Consider the following 16,039-nt stretch of genomic DNA (forward strand, 5'->3'; position numbering starts at 1 on the left):
TTTGAACGCCTGCCATAACTTTTCAGGAGAATTTCAAAACAGGAACCCTTATGATTGGAAAAGACTCACCGCAAAGCGTGATTGATTCCTACCGAAAGCGCCAGCAGATGTTGCCCTTTATGATCTGGGGGTTGGTGGTTTTGCTTGTTGTGGTAGGGTTAATCATTCTCATCACCTGGTTTGTTGGCCCTGGCAAGGGCAGTATTGCGCTCTTTGCATCGCCCACTCCAACGGCGACGAGCACCAACACCCCGACTCCCACAGTGCCCAGCGCGACTCCGACTCTGACGCCAACCGAAACTTTAACGCCGACGGTTACCGAAACTCCTACCCCGAGCGGGCCGTTTGAATACACCGTGCAGGAGGGAGATACCTGCTGGGATATCGCTGTGAAATATGAGGTCTCTCTGGATGTGCTTCTGGCGTTGAACAGCTTCGGGAATGCATGCCCGATTAAACCGGGAGATAAGATCCTCGTGCCGGTTAAAGGACAGGAGTTGCCCACTGAAACCCCGTTACCCAGTGATTTCCCGCGGGGGCAGAAGATTGAATATACGGTGAAGACGGGTGAGCGGCTGGCTGATATTGCGGCCCGGTTCAACAGCACCGTGGATGCAATCCTGAAAGAAAATAAGCTTACCGACGCAAACAATATTTTTGCCGGGCAAAAACTGGTGATTCCGGTGAATATTGTCACGGCTACCCCCACGCGGGTTCCAACACGCACGGTTACACCCGGCGGGCCCACCTTTACGCCGGTTCCACCGACTGCTACTGGCACCCCTTCTCCAACGCCCTGATTACTCTCAGATTCTCTGTCTGATCTGACTTTTAACATTCCCGCCGTCCTCACCAGAGGACGGCGGGGGTACTCTTGATTAATGGCAATGAAATCTGGAACTGGCAGACGGTTGATTTTCTTCCTGGGCGGGGGGCTGTTCCTGCTTCTGGCTGTTTTTTGGTTTGGTGTGCATTTACTCCAGCCTGCAGGGATTGTGCCCGGGAATGGAGATGGGACGATCGGTGTTTTTGGACCATTCGTCGTCATATTCTCATCCACGGCGGATAAAGAGGCCGCTGAGGCATCGATTGGGTTTGAACCACCGCTGACAGGGGAGTTTCGATGGGATGGAAGTCGAGTTTCTTTCTGGCCTTCGCAACCGTTGAACGTGGGGGAAGAATATACAGTGAAAGTAGCGGGGAAAAGCCCCCTGGCAGGAGGACAACCTTTCGGTAAGGGGAGTACCAGAACTTTCCTTGTGCGTTCCCCCCAACTTCTTTACCTTTCACCAAGTGACCGTCCAGAAATATGGCGTCTTGTGCTGGATGGTACCCCGGCGGTTCAAATGACGCATACGCAGGGAAAAATATATGATTACGCCGTAGATCGAAGCGGCGAAAAGATTCTATATTCGGCGAAGAATGATCAGGGGGGAATCAGTTTATGGATTACGGACAGAGAAGGAGGTTCAGCTCGAAGCCTCTTACCCTGCGGCGAAGATATATGTATCCAACCGAGTTTTTCTCCGTTTGGAGATCAGCTGGCCTATGTGCGTCGGAATGCAAACGGGGTGCCGGGGAGTTCGCCGGGTTTACCACGGGTGTGGCTGATGAATCTTAACGATGGTTCAACACAACCCCTGCCGATGAGCCCGGAGCATTCTGGAAGCAACCCGGCATATTCTCCCGATGGTAAATGGTTGAGCTATTATGATGAGCTGGCGGCCCAGATTCATCTGGTGAAATTATCGACCGGAGAAGAGGTCGTGCTGGAAAGGGCGGCAAACATTCCGGCCACCTGGACTGCGGACAGTCAGTGGTTATATTTTGTTCAGGTTCAACAGGAAGAAACAGTTACTTTCAACATTCTGGTTCAATGGAATGCCGATACCCGTAAAATCAGCCGGGTGTTTCCGGGCGAAGGGGAGTCTGGGATTGATGAAGGGCCTGCTTTGTTTTCTCCGAATGGTCAGTGGCTGGCAGTACGGCGGGCTGAGATTGGTCACCCCGAATCGCGAATTTTTGAGGTCATGTCAAACCCAGGAGGAACCGCAACCACGATTGCGATTAACGCCCCCGATATTCTGGGGATGGCTTCCTGGAGCCCGGACAGTGCTCATCTGGCGTTTCAGGTTTTTCGATCGGGAGGCTCTTCTGCAACACCAGCAGTCAGGGTCTGGTCACAGGAGGAGCACCGTACGATAGAGGTTGCCAGCGACGCGATGCTACCCCAGTGGCTTCCGTGAGTTCGGTCAGCCGGACTGGGCAGATTGGATCGCAGCGCGAATTTCATCCAGCACTGCAGGGTCACGCTCCTGTTGCAGGGCTTCATGGAGACCCTTAAGAGCCAGGGGAGTGCCTATCTGTCCAAGAGCCCAGGCAACATGGGCGCGAACAAGGGGTTCTTCTTCATGATTCAGGCAGGTTAAAAGGGCAGGGATGCTTTGTGGGTCACGGGTATTTCCCAGGGCGACTGCCAGGTTACGTAAAAAGCCACGGCGTTTGGATCGCAACAAGGGGGTTGCTTGATATTTTTCTTTGAATTGTTGAGGGGTGAGGAGGAGTTCCGTGGGCAGGTGGGGAAATGGTTGTTCAGGGTGCGGTGCAAGGTGCGGGCTTCCATCTAATTTTCCAAAACACAGGTTCCATGGGCAAACCTGCTGACAGATGTCACAGCCAAAAACCTGGTTTCCAAGGGCGGGACGCAAATCAGCAGGGATAGAGCCTTTGTTTTCAATGGTCAGATACGAGATACAGCGTGATGAATCGATGGTGCGGTCGGGTAAGATACAGTGGGTGGGGCAGGCTTCAATACATCTCCGGCATTTGCCGCACTGGTCGGTCGTAAAAGGCGGATCTGGATCGATTTTGAGATCGACGAATAACACACCCAGCAGAAAGTAAGAGCCATGGCGGGGAGAAATGAGACAGGTGTTTTTCCCGATCCATCCCAGTCCGGCCTGCATGGTGATATCCCGTTCCAGAATGGGGCCGGTATCAGTATAGGCGCGGTAGGTGAGGGGGGCGCCATTCAGAGTTTTAATGCGGTGAGCTATCTGTTCGAGCCGCTCGAGGATAATTTCGTGGTAGTCCTTTCCCCACGCATAGGCAGCCACTTTGCCATGCAGGGGGGTGGGAGGGGTGGAGTGACGGGCAGGGTTAAAGTAACGCATTCCAACCACGAGGATCGACTGCACCCCTGGGAGAATGCGTGCCGGATCAGCCCTCAACTCCTGGGCGCGGGAAGTAGCCAGATAAGCCATTCCGGCATGCCTTCCCTGGGCTACCCAGTTAAGATAGGTTTCCAGGTGTGGAGGTGGAGATGGATGGGTAAAACCAACCAGCTCGAAACCGACTTCGTGAGCCAGCTGGCGAATAAGCTCTTTGAGGTTCATCTTCTGTGGTAAGTATAACAAAAAGGCCACAGGATGGCATTCCTGTGGCCTTTTCTGTGGACTGAACGGTTTATTTAACTACCAATTTGAGGTAAACCGAGAAGAAATTCACCCCATCAGCATTGGTGAGCACCCAGATGGTATTGGTCTCTCCGGCTTTATCCGGGGCGGTCAACTGGAACAAGATTTCAACCGTTTCATTGGGTTTGACCTCTTTGGTGAGGTTGAGGTCATTGGGGGAGCCCATTTTATCTCCCGCGTAATATCGGAAGGTATATTTGGGTGTCCAGGTGGTCTTTCCCACGTTCTTAAGGACGTACTTGACGGTAACGACGTCCTTTTTACCCACTTCGGTACCATCCACCGGGCTTTGAGAAACCCACTCGGCTTTATCTGCGACGCTGGGTTGGGCGACTGCCGGGGTATTTGTGGGAATGGGAGTAAGCACCACTGCCTGGGTAGCAGTCGGTGTTTCATTACCAGGGCCAGGTTGGTTAAGGGTGGCAGTCGGATTGACGATCATCGTGACGGTTGGGGTGGGAGGCAAGGGCGTGGGGGTTGGGGATGGCAAAGCCTGTTGAGTCTGTGCCAGCCCGGCCGCGACGGTAGCAGCAGCCTGGGTGTAGATCGCGTTGGCATCGATGGTGGGAGCCACCGGTGTGCTTTGCTGGCAGGCTGCCAGAATGATGGTTGCCGCCACAAGAAGAACCAGGCTGGCGGTGATTTTCGTTTTTGACATGCGAATTCCTCCTGACGTAATAGACGAGGTGTATTCTCTTTCGGGATGGCCGAATTGTCAAGGGTAAATGAAAAATTAAGGATTGAAAGGTCTCAACAGGTCATCCACCGGGGGAGGGGAGGGCATTCCAAGCTTAAAGCCATTCTTCCCGCGGAAGGTAAAGTAGGTGATGGCACCCGGGCGGATCTGGCAGTCGAGGGTGAATTCATCTTCCAGATACTGAAGCGTGATCTGATAATCTCCGGCGGGCAAATCACTCAGTACGAGGTTTTCACGGTAATAAGGGTCACTGTTGACGGCGGTTTTCCCATACGAACGCACCGTCCATTTCTGGTTCGTTTGGAGGTTGCGTACTATCACATCCTGTTCGGTGAGGAATGAGCCATTCGTGTTGCGTAGCTGCCCCACCAGAACCCCCCAGCCAACCGGCGGGGCGAGCCATAATTCGGGGTTGAGAGTGGTGAAGTAGCTGTTTCTGTCGGTTCGTACCTCAAAATGGAGGTGAGGTCCTGTGGTGAGACCTGTGGTACCTACCAGGCCAATTTGTTCTCCAGACTGTACGATCTGACCGGTCACCACGAGAATGCGCTCCAGATGGGCATATACGGTGTAAAGCCGTTGGCCGTGAAAACCAAAATCATGCCGGATAGTGACGGCGAGGCCGTACGGATCTTTCGGATCGTTGTTGCCGTAATACAGGCCATAACCGGCCCAGACCACACGCCCGGATGCCGCAGCAAGCACAGGGGTATTGCGCGGAACGGGGATGTCTACCCCGGTATGAACAATATCGGAGCTGAAGAAAATACCTCCGTATCGATAATCTGCCACAGGCCAGTTCACTTCATTGGCGGCGATGGGGCGAGAAAAGTAAAAATGATCAAACGGTCCCAGCGCCCAGGGCACCTCGTAGAGTGCGGGTCGCCAGAGAGATTTTGGCGGGGGAATGGGTGTTGGAAAGGTAAAGCGGAGAGGCGCAGAGTTGTTTTCCGGGGGTTGGCTGGTTTCAAGGGCTTCTTCAGTCTGAGCAACCTGGCTCTCAATGAGGATCATCGGGGGAAGTGTGGCAGAGGGTTCAAGATTGGCGGGCACTGGTTGAGGCCGACTGCAAGCCTGAAGGCTGATAAGTAACCAGGTCAGGGGCAGGGAAAACAGGAACAGACGACGCATTACCGGGTGAATCCAGAAGGAAGGGTCAGGGTTGGACGGAAGGTTGGGGTAGGAGTGGAAGTGAACGTGGGGGTTGGAGTGGAAAGTGCCACACGGGTTCGGGTCGGGGGGAGGGTGAAAGTTGGGGTATTCGTATAGGTTGGCATGGAGGTGGGGGTTGCAAGAGCTTCAGGGGGGTAAATTTCTGCCATTGCCTGGTTCCAGTCCAGTCCATTCCTGATGACGAATTGATTAAAGCGAATGCCGGGGAAGAATGCTCGCCAGTTTGGCCTGGCCGGGAGTCTTTCCCAGCCAAAGCGAGATGCCAGTTCGGTCAGATCAAGCCAGTATCCTTCGGGAACGCCGTCAGTCTCACCACCCTGCTCGTAAGCGTACGGGTTGCCGCTAAACCGGGCGTTGAGGTTCCACACTGGCTCCATGAGGGGGGCGCCTGAAGACCCATCCTGAAAGCGCGTTTTCAGATATAACCGCCAGTAGGTTTGCCCGTTGAAGTCTTCTCTAACCACGGCAAGCCAACCTGCGGAATAAATCACCGGATTTATGGCAAACGCCCGACCTGTATAAAGCCAGTCATCATATAGGGTTGGCTCAGGCGGAGAGGTAAGGGGAATGAAGGCGTTTTCCAGGCTGGAAAGCACATCCCAACCTGAGAGCCTGGCGGCTTCGAGCCTTAACGCCTGAAATGCTTCATCCATGGCATCGTGGAGCATTGGTTGGGGGGCTGAAACATCTTCCAGGGGCACCATGCTCAGGCGACCGGTTGGAGGGCCAGCCTGCTGGGTGAGGACAGGGTAGGTCAGGGGTGGGTGGGGAGCGGTGTCTGCACGATTGATTTGATCCAGAAGCCAGCCAGAGAGAGGGCCCCGCACCCAGACCAGCCCATAGACCTGACCCGGCAGGTTGAGTGGTGGCATGCGCTGCATGCCACTTCCTACCAGATAGGCCGCCAGGGTGTTCTGATTGGGTGCTGATACTGCTGAGAAGAGAATACGATCATCCGGGGTCCAGGCAGGCCGATCACCCGTTCCACCAGAGCTGTCAAACACCTTTTTTGTGCGATTATCCCATATACGCAGGAGATGATCCCCTGCCTGAGCTGAAGCCCAGGCAAGCTGTTGTCCGTCATGCGACCAGATGGGGAATAGATCTCGAGCAGTCGTTTTCTGGCTGATGTTCGTGAACCGCCCTTCTGTACGGTCAAGGTCGGCAACCCAAATTTCCGCATCGCCGGTGCGTGTGGATACAAAAGCGATCTTCCGTCCCTCGGGCGACCAGGATGGCTGGGTATCGGCAGCAGGGTCATCGGTGAGACGGATAGGGTTCAGCGATGAATCCGTTAAGGAACGAAGGTAAATGTCGAGGTTATTATTGATGTATGCGCTGTAGGCCAACCATTGCCCATCGGGCGACCAGGATGGTGTGCCTTCGTATTCAGGAGTATCGGTGATCCGGGTAACCTCACCGGAACGAAGGTCAAGGAGGTAGAGATCCCAGTAGCCGTTTTGACGTGAACTGAAGGCCAGCTGCGTGCCATCCGGGCTTAATGCGGGATCAATGGTATCCCATGGGGTGTTTGTCAGGCGGGTGAGTGGAAGGAGGTCTGGATGGTATGCAAAGAAATGCACCTGATTCCCATCTCGTAAGGCCAGTAAAAGCATCCCCTGTTCTTTAAGGCTGGCAGCAACCTGTGGATCACCAAGATGAAGGGGGAAGGGGGTGAAGGTGGGGGTAGCCGGGAGAGGAGTGGGAGAGGCTGTCTGAGTGGGTTCGGGCTGGTTGGTTGCCGGAAGGGGATGCGCCGGGCTACCTGGATCGGACTGCAGAGGTGCGGGCTGGTTGCTCTGAAAAACTGGCCATCCCAGCCAGGCCAGCGCAAGGCCGTTCAGAACGATGAGCAGGAGCAGAATGAGGACGACCAGTCCGGGGGTAAGACGCGCGGTTTGTTTCATCCGATTTGTCTGATTCTAGCATCTTTTAACAACAAGGGATGACCTTACAGTTTACAACTACCAGACAAATCAGGGGGATGGGAGCGAAAGGAGGAGCAAGGGATCAAAGGGTTGGAACTCTCCACTCAGACGCCAGAGACAATAGGTGAGCATTTCGTCTTCAGTTGCGGTGTTATCGTAGTGCGCCATGGAACGAAAAGATATTCCTGCTGGGCCGATTCGCGTCTCCAGATGAAGATGAGGGTTGACCGATTTTCCGCTGGTGCCCACCTTCCCGATCGTTTGGCCACATGACACAACCTCTCCCGTGGTCAGGGTGGGGGCTTCCTGAAGATGGGCATACAGGAGATAGAGAGAGGCGCTTCTGGCAGCAGGAGGGTCGGGGTATTTTGGGCAGGTGAGACTGATGGGAGGAATTAGCGGGGAATTGGAATGGAATGACGAAAAGGGAAGAGCCTGCTGCCAGGCAGGTGGAATAAGCTCCAGCGGGGTTTCGATCAAAATGGCATTCCCATAAGGCGGGCGGTTGTTGATGACGCCGGCAACAAAGCCATCAACAACTGACTGAACGGGTAAGCCGAGCATGGAAGAACCATCAGGGCGAGACCAGTAAGCCAGATCAATGCCGTGATGTCCTCCATCGTCACCAGGCCGGGGTGCCTGGAAAGGATTCTTAAGCAGATCAGGCCGGTTTAGAGTGGCAAGAGGTTCTCCTTCTAAAGGGGAGCAGAGGTTCGTGAATCCTGGGGGCGTGGGTGAGGCTGAAGGGGTCGGCAATATGGGAGTCGGGGTGAAGCCCGGCTTACGGGTAGCTATGGGGAGAGATGTTGAAATACCTGGAGTGGGAGAGTATTGGGGTGCATTTGAGGCGGGAGCCTGACCGGTCTGACAGGCAACCAGGAACCCGATAACCAGGATAATAAAAGGGAAGAAAAGCTTTTGCCGCATTCAGGCTGATCATATCACGCATTTATGGGTGCGGGTTGCGATATAATCGGGTGAACTTTGGTCAGGATTGAGGTAACGATGGGGATTCGAGCAGTCATTTTGGATATCGATGGGCTGATGATCGATTCGGAGAGAGTCTCACAGCGTTCATGGAGTGAGGTCATGCGCCGGGCCGGGTACGAGTTAACCGAAGAAGTCTATTTACAGATGATCGGGCGTACCGAGAAGGATGTGAAACAGATTCTGACCAGTGTGTATGGAGAGGCGTTCCCTTTCGAACGGATGTACCATGAGCGGGAAGAAACCTTCCTTCGAATCCTTGAAATGGAAGGCATTCCGGTAAAAGCCGGTTTGTTTGAACTGCTGGACTGGGTGGAATCCAGAAAATTAAAAATGGCCGTGGCTACGTCAACCTATGGCAAGCTGGCAGAACGTAAATTGATGGCTGCGGGTATCCGTGAACGTTTTCAGGTGATTGTGTCGGGTGATGAGGTGGACCACGGGAAACCTGCGCCAGATCTTTTCCTGGGTGCTGCCAGGCGGATTGGGGTTAACGCACCTGAATGTGTGGTGTTGGAAGATTCACAGGCCGGGATTCAGGCGGCTTACGCGGCAGGGATGAAGGCGATCCTGGTGCCGGATATGCAACCCTTGGATGAACAGATTGCCAGGCTGGCGTACCGGGTGGTGCCTTCTCTCAGGGAGGCCATTCCAATCCTGGAAGAATTGAGTTAGACAATGTAATTTGCGGCAAAAGCTCGAAAGCAGCCAACGGACTTCTCCCGTTGGCTGCCATTTTTATTCTCGGGAGCGGTGTAGAATTAACTTATGACCAGATTCTTCAACATTTTACAGGCATGGTGGAGAGCCCCACGAAGAGTGTGGCGTAGATCATTCCCCGGAAGACTGGTCAGCATTGAGGTGCAACAGGGAGGGGTTTTTCTGCTACTGGCGGGGTTGCTGGTCTGGTATCTGGCAGCCCCTTCAGAAACCATTGCATTTTTACTGGCGACGGTAGCTGGAATGGTGGGAGTGGCTTATATTTGGGCGAGGCGATTGGCTTCAGGGTTGCATTCCAGGCGGATACTTCAATCGGTGGCCATGCAGGTGGGGGATGAACTTGAGGAACAGGTATATCTTACGAACCAATCTGTCTTCCCGGCGTTATGGGTGGAGTTTATGGACAGGTCGAATTTACCCGGGTACACCCTCAGCGGTGTGCGGGGGGTTGGAGGGGGTGGCAGTCTTTCATGGAGAGCCCACACCATCTGCAGCAGGCGGGGAGTCTTTATCCTTGGGCCATGGGAGGTGCGGACGGGAGACCCTTTTGGCCTCTTTTTGGTGCGGCATCAAATGCTCGATAGGCAGGAAATCTTAGTGTATCCGCCTCTGGCTGTTTTACCGGAGACTCTGGTTCCCCGGCGTGGAAAGCTGGGAGATCACCGGCCCCTCCGTCTTCCTTTACAGGCTGACACTGTCGATGGAATAAGCGTAAGAGAATACACTTATGGCGATTCATTACGCCGTATTCACTGGCCGACCACGGCCAGGAAAGAGGCACCATACGTTAAGGTTTTCGAACCTGAGTCCGTTTCCCGAATATGGATACTGCCCGACCTTGACCCTGAAGCTCAACTTGGGGAAGGGGAGGACTCAACGGAAGAAACGATCATTCTTCTGGCGGCGTCCCTCGCTGCGCGTTTATTGAGAGATCGTTTCCACGTGGGAGTGTTTCTTGGGGGTGAGGAACCCGTGGCGGCTTTGCCTGATCGAGGACTCTCTACCCTGTGGAAACTGCTGGAGCTTCTCGCCCCATGTCACCCGGTAGCCGGGAATAACCTCAGCCGTCAACTGGCGCAACTCCGGCCGCTGCTTTCTCCGCGGGATATGGTGTTGATCGTCACGGCGGCGATGGACGAGGGATGGGTGCAGAGTCTGCAACGCCTGATTCCCTTTTATGATCGTGGCGGAGCCTGGGTTTTGTTGCTGGACCCTCATTCTTTTGGGGGGAAGCTCCAGGCGGAGGATTTTCGGATGGTTCTGGCCAATCTCGGGGTGGAATCTCAGATTGTCCGGCGGGGGGAGATTCGTTCGATGCCCGGGGTGTATGGCGAGCTTAGCCGCTGGGAGTTCATGACTCTGGGAACCGGGCGTGCCATTGCCCGCCAGACGCCCAGGCGGGCGGCGGCTCTCTTTGCCAGTCGGGATGGGTTACGATGAGCGCACTGGGAGAAAAACTCCGGGCGTGGATTGTTAGAACCTGGCCTGATCTGTGTCTTCTGGGCGGTCTGGCATTAAGCCTTTCGTTTTCGATCGAGAAGGCCGGCTGGGTGGCTAACGCCGGACCGATTCACGGAGGTATCTTTCTGGGAGCTTTGATGGGAGCACTTCTGGCAACCACTCGCTGGAAGGGTTGGCAGGCAGGTGCTTATGCGTGGGTGCTCTCTCTGGTTGCCGGTGCTCAATGGGTGGGGCAAATTCTGCCTTCTTCTTCAGAAGCGGCTGCATTGTCTCTCATGCAGTGGGCTGAGGGGGTTCGCCTGCGAGGACTGGTATTTGGCCTCAGATTGGCCGGTTGGGTGTCATCCATCCAGCAGGGGGAAAAAATCCAGGATACGGGGTTATTTTTGTTGTTATTTTCTATCGTTTGCTGGAACGGGATGGTTTTCCTGGTGTGGTGGGCCGTGCGACGCCGTCATCCTTTACCGGGGCTGATTCCAGTGGGTTTCTTAATGGCTGTCAATGTTCATCTTGCACGGTTGGAACGAGTTCACCTGTTCTATTTTCTGGTCCTGGCCGTCTGCCTGGTGGCGCGGGGTGGGTATATGGCTCAGAAAGCCGAATGGCGTCACCGGAAGGTGGATTACGCAGAAGATCTGGGGTTGGATTGGGGGACGAGCGGCGTTTTGACAGCTGTGATGATTGGAGTGGTAGCCCTGGTGTTTTCGCTGGTAGGATCCCCTGAAGGCTGGAGGGTTCTCAGTGAATGGGTCCAGCGCAGCCGGGCTGAGGTCTCTGAAACAGCAGAGCAGTGGTTTGGCGGAGTCAGGCCGCCTCCGCCTGCCGAAGATCATTTCTCTGGAAAGGAGCGAATCCGCCTGCCTGACTTGGGTGAAATTGGTGCGCCCTTGCCCCAGGGGAATGAAACGATTTTCACAGTAAAAATTTCTGACCCACCTCCTCTGCCGGATTCAATACGCGGTATGAGTCCAACCATGGATGTTCCCCGGCATTACTGGCGCAGTCAGATTTTTACAGCTTATACCGGGCGGGGGTGGGAGGCAGCCAGCGCCCGAGCCATTCAAACACCTGTTGAGCCGCAAGAGATACCAGCAGGACGGTATCGACTGCAACAGGACTATCGCTTCCTGGCGAGGCCCCAGGGAGATTTGTTTGCAGTCAACGAACCCGTTGGCGGTGAAGATGGGATCGCCTTTTGGGCCGTAGAACCGGAAGGCAGTTTACTGGTGAAAGGGGAGGTGGAAGGCTATACTGTTGTTTCGTGGGCTTCTCGGGTGACGATATCCCAGATGGAAAATGCACCCGTTGAGTATCCCCCGGCAGTGGTTGAGTATCTTCAGCTGCCGGAAAATATTCCCCAGCGGGTACGATGGTTAACTTCAGAAGTGGTCGGGGAGGGAACACCTTACCAGAAAGCCACGAAGATTCAGGAATATCTACGGCAGAATTATCGTTACGATCTTGCAGTTTCTGCTGCTCCGCCCGGATGGGATGTGGTGGATTATTTTCTCTTTGAAGCACGAGCTGGTTTTTGCAGCCACTTTGCCAGCGCTATGGCAGTAATGTTGCGCCTGGAGGGGATTCCGGCGAGGGTGGTTTCGGGGTATGCGATGGGATGGTATGATAGCCGGACGGGGGCTTATCAAGTTCCGGCGTCAGCATCTCATGCATGGGTAGAGGTGTTTTTCCCCGGGCTGGGGTGGGTCGAATTTGAGCCAACCCCGGCCTACGAACCGTTTCGATATTCCACGGGGCAAACGGAGGCCTTACCGCCATCGAGCGCCGTTGAGCAAACGGAGACAGGCGAGAGAAAAGAAGTTTCTCCGTTGATCTGGCTGGGAGGCGTTTTCTTGCTGCTCGCAGGGGCATGGGGGCTTTTTTTCTGGATGCATGTGCAAAATCTCCATGGGAAGAAGGGGGAAGCCCGTGCCGTCCAGTTGTACTGGCGGGTACGCAGGGAATTGAGCCGGGCAGGGCTGGCAGCAAGTGACCAGCTGACCCCTCTGGAATTCTTCTCCAATTCCAGGGGACGATTGGAGGCTTATCCCACTTTACAGAATGCTTTCCATCTGGTGACGATGCTCTATATCCGTGCTATTTACAGTGGTCATCCGCCATCCATTCAGGAGGTACGGATGGGCGCCTGGCACTGGAAAAATGCCCGGAGGGAGAGGGTGACCTTTCTCTTCCGGTCGTGGTTTAAAGTTGACTGAGTGTGTGATGAATATCGCGCAATGAGTGATAAAGAGGGGTGTAGACCTGATGATAAAGATGGTCGTACCATGCACTGCGGGTGGGGTCGGGTTCGAGGATCCTTCTCCGGCCCAGTACGGGCGCTAAGGCGTCTTCTGGAGTGCGAAAAAGGCCACATCCCAACCCGGCGAGTAGAGCGGCACCAGTTGCTGACGCTTCAGGGATTTCTGGAAGGAAAACTGGCCGATTGAGAACATCTGCCTTGAGCTGGCAGAAAAGGCCAAGTCGGGTAGTACCTCCAATGAGGACAACCTTTTCCACAGAAATTCCGGCAATCTCCTGCATTTTTTCCAGATTTTCACGCAGCCAGAAAGACAGCGATTCCAGTAAGCCGCGAAAAAAATCTCCGCGAGTATGCCCAAGGTGCGTGCCAACCAGCGCGGCACGGCTGAAGGGGTCGGCCTCTGGTGAGCCAGATTCCAGGAAATGAGGTAGCCAGAGTGGGCCGGGAGTTTTTCCGACACCTTGCCACGCTTCGGCTTCCAGGGCGGCATAATCCGGATCTTCTGACTCGGGCATGAGAATGCGCGCGAGCCACTCAATGGCACTTCCGGCAGCCTTCAGACCCCCTTTGAGGACATATTTGCCAGGGAGCACATGGGCGTAGCAGGCCAATCCGAGAGAGGCAGAAGCCGGATTGGGTAGAAAGCCCGGAATCACGAGGAGAACGGCCTCGGCGGTGCCGGTCGAGTCCACCACGGTACCCGGGAGGTGCCCGCCTGCAGCGAAGGAAGCGCATAAATGGTCGTGCCCGCCTAAAACACAAAGCACACCGTCAGGAAGCCCGGTTTCCCGAGCAGCTTTCGGGGTCAGGGTAGCCACAGGAGTTCCGGCATGAGCAAGGGTGGGAAGGTGGTTCTCGCTCAGTCCGGCCAGGTCGAGCAATGTGGATGACCAGGCGAGGGAATTTTGATCCAGAAGCAGAGCACGTGATGCAATACTATAATCCACTGCCTGGTGACCACAGAGACGGAAAAGAATGTAAGAGGGTAAAGGTAGCCATGTGGCAGTCTGGGGGACAGCACCGGGAAGATTTTCGCGTAGCCATAACCATTTGGTGAGGCCGAAAGAAGCGCTGGAACGTTGCCCGGTGATGGTATAAAGATTCTCTCTCCCAACCGCTCTTTCAACCTGCTCAGCCTGGGGAGATGAACGGCGATCATACCAGGTGATGATCGGATAAAGGGGATTTCCATGGGCATCGACCGGTAAACCGGCTTCGGCCATACTGGCAATGGCCAGTGCTTTTACCGGATGCCCTCCTGCGCATTCTCTCAGACATGAAACGCAGACCTGCCAGATGGCCTCGGGATCGTGTTCGCTCCAACCTGGACGAGGATGAAAGACCGGTGTGGGGCGGCTGGCAGAGGCCAGGATCTCTCCGCTCTCGCTCTCCAGGAGAATAGCTTTGATTGAGGTGGTGCCAAGATCAAGACCGACCAGAAGCGCCATGAGGTTTTTACTACTTACGGCGATCGTTCTGCAGGAAGGCAGTAATTTCTTCGCGCAGAGGAAGCGAAGGTTGCGCACCTGGGCGCATGACGGTGATGGCACCGGCAGCATTTCCCCATTCTACAGCCTCAAGCAGGTCTTTTCCTTCCGCAAGGGCGACAGCAAAAGCTCCAACAAACGCATCGCCTGCGGCTACCGTGTCAACCACTGGAACGGTATGTCCCTGTATGTGAACTTTTTGTTCTGGTGTAGAAACAAAGGCGCCGTTTCCTCCCAGAGTAACAATTACAGCTGGCGTTCCCAACCCGTGAAGCGCATCTGTTGCCAGGGATACTACCTCGATGCCGGTGGCCAGGGCAAGCTCATACTGGTTGGGGATTAAATAATCTACCTGTGCCAGCAGATTGGGTGGAAGCGGCTGTGCTGGAGCCGGGTTCAAGATAACCCTAACTCCGTATAGCTTGGCCAGGGCTATGGCACGCGCCACCGTAGCCAGGGGAATTTCCAGCTGGAGCAGGAGGATCGATGCCCCTTCGAATACAGGAGCGAAGTCACGTAAATCTTGAGGTGAGAGAAGCGCGTTGGCACCGGAAGCAACGACGATGGTGTTCTGGCCCTGTGCGTCCAGGGTAATGAGTGCAACACCACTGGAGGTATCTGGGGTTGTTAGGACACAGGTTGTATCGACCTGGTTTTCCTGTAAACCTTTTCGAAGAGTTTCTCCGAACGGGTCATTGCCAACCCGACCAATCATTTTTACCTTCCCGCCAGACCGGGCGGCAGCCACAGCCTGGTTGGCTCCCTTGCCGCCAGGAAAGGTCTGAAACTGAGTTCCCAGCACGGTTTCTCCGGGTTTTGGATGGCGTTCGGTACGTACAACGAGATCCATGTTGATACTGCCTACGACAAGAATATGCCCGCTCATACAGCTGTCTCCTGTCCAATGAACCTTGACCAGAGGGTTTGGGGATGCTTCAAGGATTGTAGAAGGTGGATGTCATGCCTTGGCCATCATACTTCTGGCCATTCCTGGAGGAACCCATTTCTTGAATTATAGCAGGGAGATGATGAAGACGTTATAATCCGGGGAAGGAGGAAGACAATCCATGCAAGAAGCTATCTTAAGGCAAATTCTGGAAAATGTTCAAAGCGGCGGCCTTCCCATCGAAGAAGCCTTACAGCGCATGCGCTCCCTGCCATTCGAAGAAGTGGGAGAGTTTGCCCGGGTAGACCATCATCGTGCGATACGGACAGGATTTCCGGAGGTGGTGTTTGGTCAGGGGAAGACATCTTCTCAGGTAATCCAGATTGTGCGGCGTTTAATGGCACAGAACGATCGAGTACTGGTCACCCGGGTGACCCCTGAAATGGCGGCAGAGGTATTGGCGAGCGTTCCCGAGCTGACCTATTATGAAACAGCCCGTCTGTTAATTCTGGATCATTCTGACCCTGAAAAGCGCGTGCCGGGTGTTGTGGTGGCGACGGGTGGTACTGCGGATATACCGGTGGCAGAAGAAGCCGCCCTGACTGCGGAATTAATGGGGAACCAGGTGGAGCGAGTTTATGATGTGGGTGTAGCCGGATTGCACCGCCTGTTAAACCAGCTGGATAAAATTCAAAAGGCGCATGTTATTGTAGTGGCTGCGGGCATGGAAGGCGCTCTGGCCAGCGTGGTGGGCGGCCTGGCGTCGGCCCCGGTAATTGCAGTCCCTACCAGTGTGGGATATGGGGCCAGTTTTGGCGGGTTGGCTGCCCTGCTCACCATGTTGAACAGCTGTGCGACCGGGGTGGCTGTGGTCAACATCGATAATGGGTTCGGGGCTGGTTATCTGGCCGGGTTAATCAATCGCCAGGTTTATACAGGTATTCGAGAAAAGAACTAGGAGGGATGG

General features: G+C 54.8%; 13 protein-coding genes. 6 read left to right on the top strand and 7 right to left on the bottom strand.

The annotated features are described in order from the left end of the window. Nucleotides 1–50 precede the first annotated feature (50 nt). Together ATHL_RS04530 and ATHL_RS04535 are read left to right on the top strand one after the other, a co-directional pair. Nucleotides 51–800, top strand: a complete 750-nt coding sequence (locus ATHL_RS04530) for a LysM peptidoglycan-binding domain-containing protein (RefSeq protein ID WP_062190237.1) — start codon at nt 51–53, stop codon at nt 798–800. A gap of 87 nt (nt 801–887) precedes the next feature. Continuing rightward, nucleotides 888–2,246, top strand: coding sequence for a PD40 domain-containing protein (locus ATHL_RS04535; RefSeq protein ID WP_062190238.1), 1,359 nt, complete (start codon nt 888–890; stop codon nt 2,244–2,246). A gap of 6 nt (nt 2,247–2,252) precedes the next feature. Here ATHL_RS04535 and queG read toward each other — a convergent pair whose 3' ends face one another. The 5 genes from queG to ATHL_RS04560 form a co-directional block, all read right to left on the bottom strand. Beyond that, entirely contained in the window at nt 2,253–3,395 is a 1,143-nt protein-coding gene (gene queG, locus ATHL_RS04540) for a tRNA epoxyqueuosine(34) reductase QueG (RefSeq protein ID WP_162787574.1), read from the bottom strand. A 70-nt stretch (nt 3,396–3,465) separates the two neighbouring features. Continuing rightward, entirely contained in the window at nt 3,466–4,134 is a 669-nt protein-coding gene (locus ATHL_RS04545) for an NBR1-Ig-like domain-containing protein (RefSeq protein WP_062190240.1), read from the bottom strand. 75 nt (nt 4,135–4,209) lie between these two features. Beyond that, nucleotides 4,210–5,304 carry a M23 family metallopeptidase gene (locus ATHL_RS04550; RefSeq protein ID WP_062190241.1) on the bottom strand — a complete coding sequence of 365 codons (1,095 nt, stop codon included), beginning with the start codon at nt 5,302–5,304 and terminating at the stop codon, nt 4,210–4,212. Continuing rightward, nucleotides 5,304–7,253 (bottom strand): TolB family protein, encoded by a 1,950-nt coding sequence (locus tag ATHL_RS04555; RefSeq protein ID WP_062190243.1) that lies wholly within the window; start codon nt 7,251–7,253, stop codon nt 5,304–5,306. Before ATHL_RS04555 ends, ATHL_RS04550 begins: the two co-directional genes overlap by 1 nt. 69 nt (nt 7,254–7,322) lie before the next feature. Then, nucleotides 7,323–8,201 carry a M23 family metallopeptidase gene (locus tag ATHL_RS04560; protein ID WP_062190245.1) on the bottom strand — a complete coding sequence of 293 codons (879 nt, stop codon included), beginning with the start codon at nt 8,199–8,201 and terminating at the stop codon, nt 7,323–7,325. A gap of 78 nt (nt 8,202–8,279) precedes the next feature. On the opposite strand from ATHL_RS04560, the gene ATHL_RS04565 reads away from it, so the two are divergent. The 3 genes from ATHL_RS04565 (at nt 8,280) to ATHL_RS04575 (ending at nt 12,655) form a co-directional block, all read left to right on the top strand. Then, complete coding sequence (locus ATHL_RS04565; protein WP_062190248.1) at nt 8,280–8,936, top strand: HAD family hydrolase; 657 nt, start codon at nt 8,280–8,282, stop codon at nt 8,934–8,936. A gap of 93 nt (nt 8,937–9,029) precedes the next feature. After that, the gene (locus ATHL_RS04570) at nt 9,030–10,421 is read left to right on the top strand and encodes a DUF58 domain-containing protein (RefSeq protein WP_084001174.1); all 1,392 of its coding nucleotides are present in this window, start codon (nt 9,030–9,032) and stop codon (nt 10,419–10,421) included. Next, nucleotides 10,418–12,655 (top strand): transglutaminase TgpA family protein, encoded by a 2,238-nt coding sequence (locus tag ATHL_RS04575; protein ID WP_062190252.1) that lies wholly within the window; start codon nt 10,418–10,420, stop codon nt 12,653–12,655. Before ATHL_RS04570 ends, ATHL_RS04575 begins: the two co-directional genes overlap by 4 nt. Here ATHL_RS04575 and ATHL_RS04580 read toward each other — a convergent pair. Beyond that, nucleotides 12,642–14,147, bottom strand: a complete 1,506-nt coding sequence (locus tag ATHL_RS04580) for an FGGY-family carbohydrate kinase (RefSeq protein WP_062190255.1) — start codon at nt 14,145–14,147, stop codon at nt 12,642–12,644. The genes ATHL_RS04575 and ATHL_RS04580 overlap by 14 nt on opposite strands. 10 nt (nt 14,148–14,157) lie before the next feature. Next, nucleotides 14,158–15,072: a ribokinase gene (gene rbsK, locus ATHL_RS04585; RefSeq protein ID WP_062190257.1), complete on the bottom strand. Its 915-nt coding sequence runs from the start codon at nt 15,070–15,072 to the stop codon at nt 14,158–14,160. A 181-nt stretch (nt 15,073–15,253) separates the two neighbouring features. On the opposite strand from rbsK, the gene larB reads away from it, so the two are divergent. After that, nucleotides 15,254–16,030 carry a nickel pincer cofactor biosynthesis protein LarB gene (larB, locus tag ATHL_RS04590; protein ID WP_062190259.1) on the top strand — a complete coding sequence of 259 codons (777 nt, stop codon included), beginning with the start codon at nt 15,254–15,256 and terminating at the stop codon, nt 16,028–16,030. Nucleotides 16,031–16,039 lie beyond the last annotated feature (9 nt).

The organism is Anaerolinea thermolimosa (assembly GCF_001050195.2).
Lineage (GTDB): Bacteria > Chloroflexota > Anaerolineae > Anaerolineales > Anaerolineaceae > Anaerolinea > Anaerolinea thermolimosa.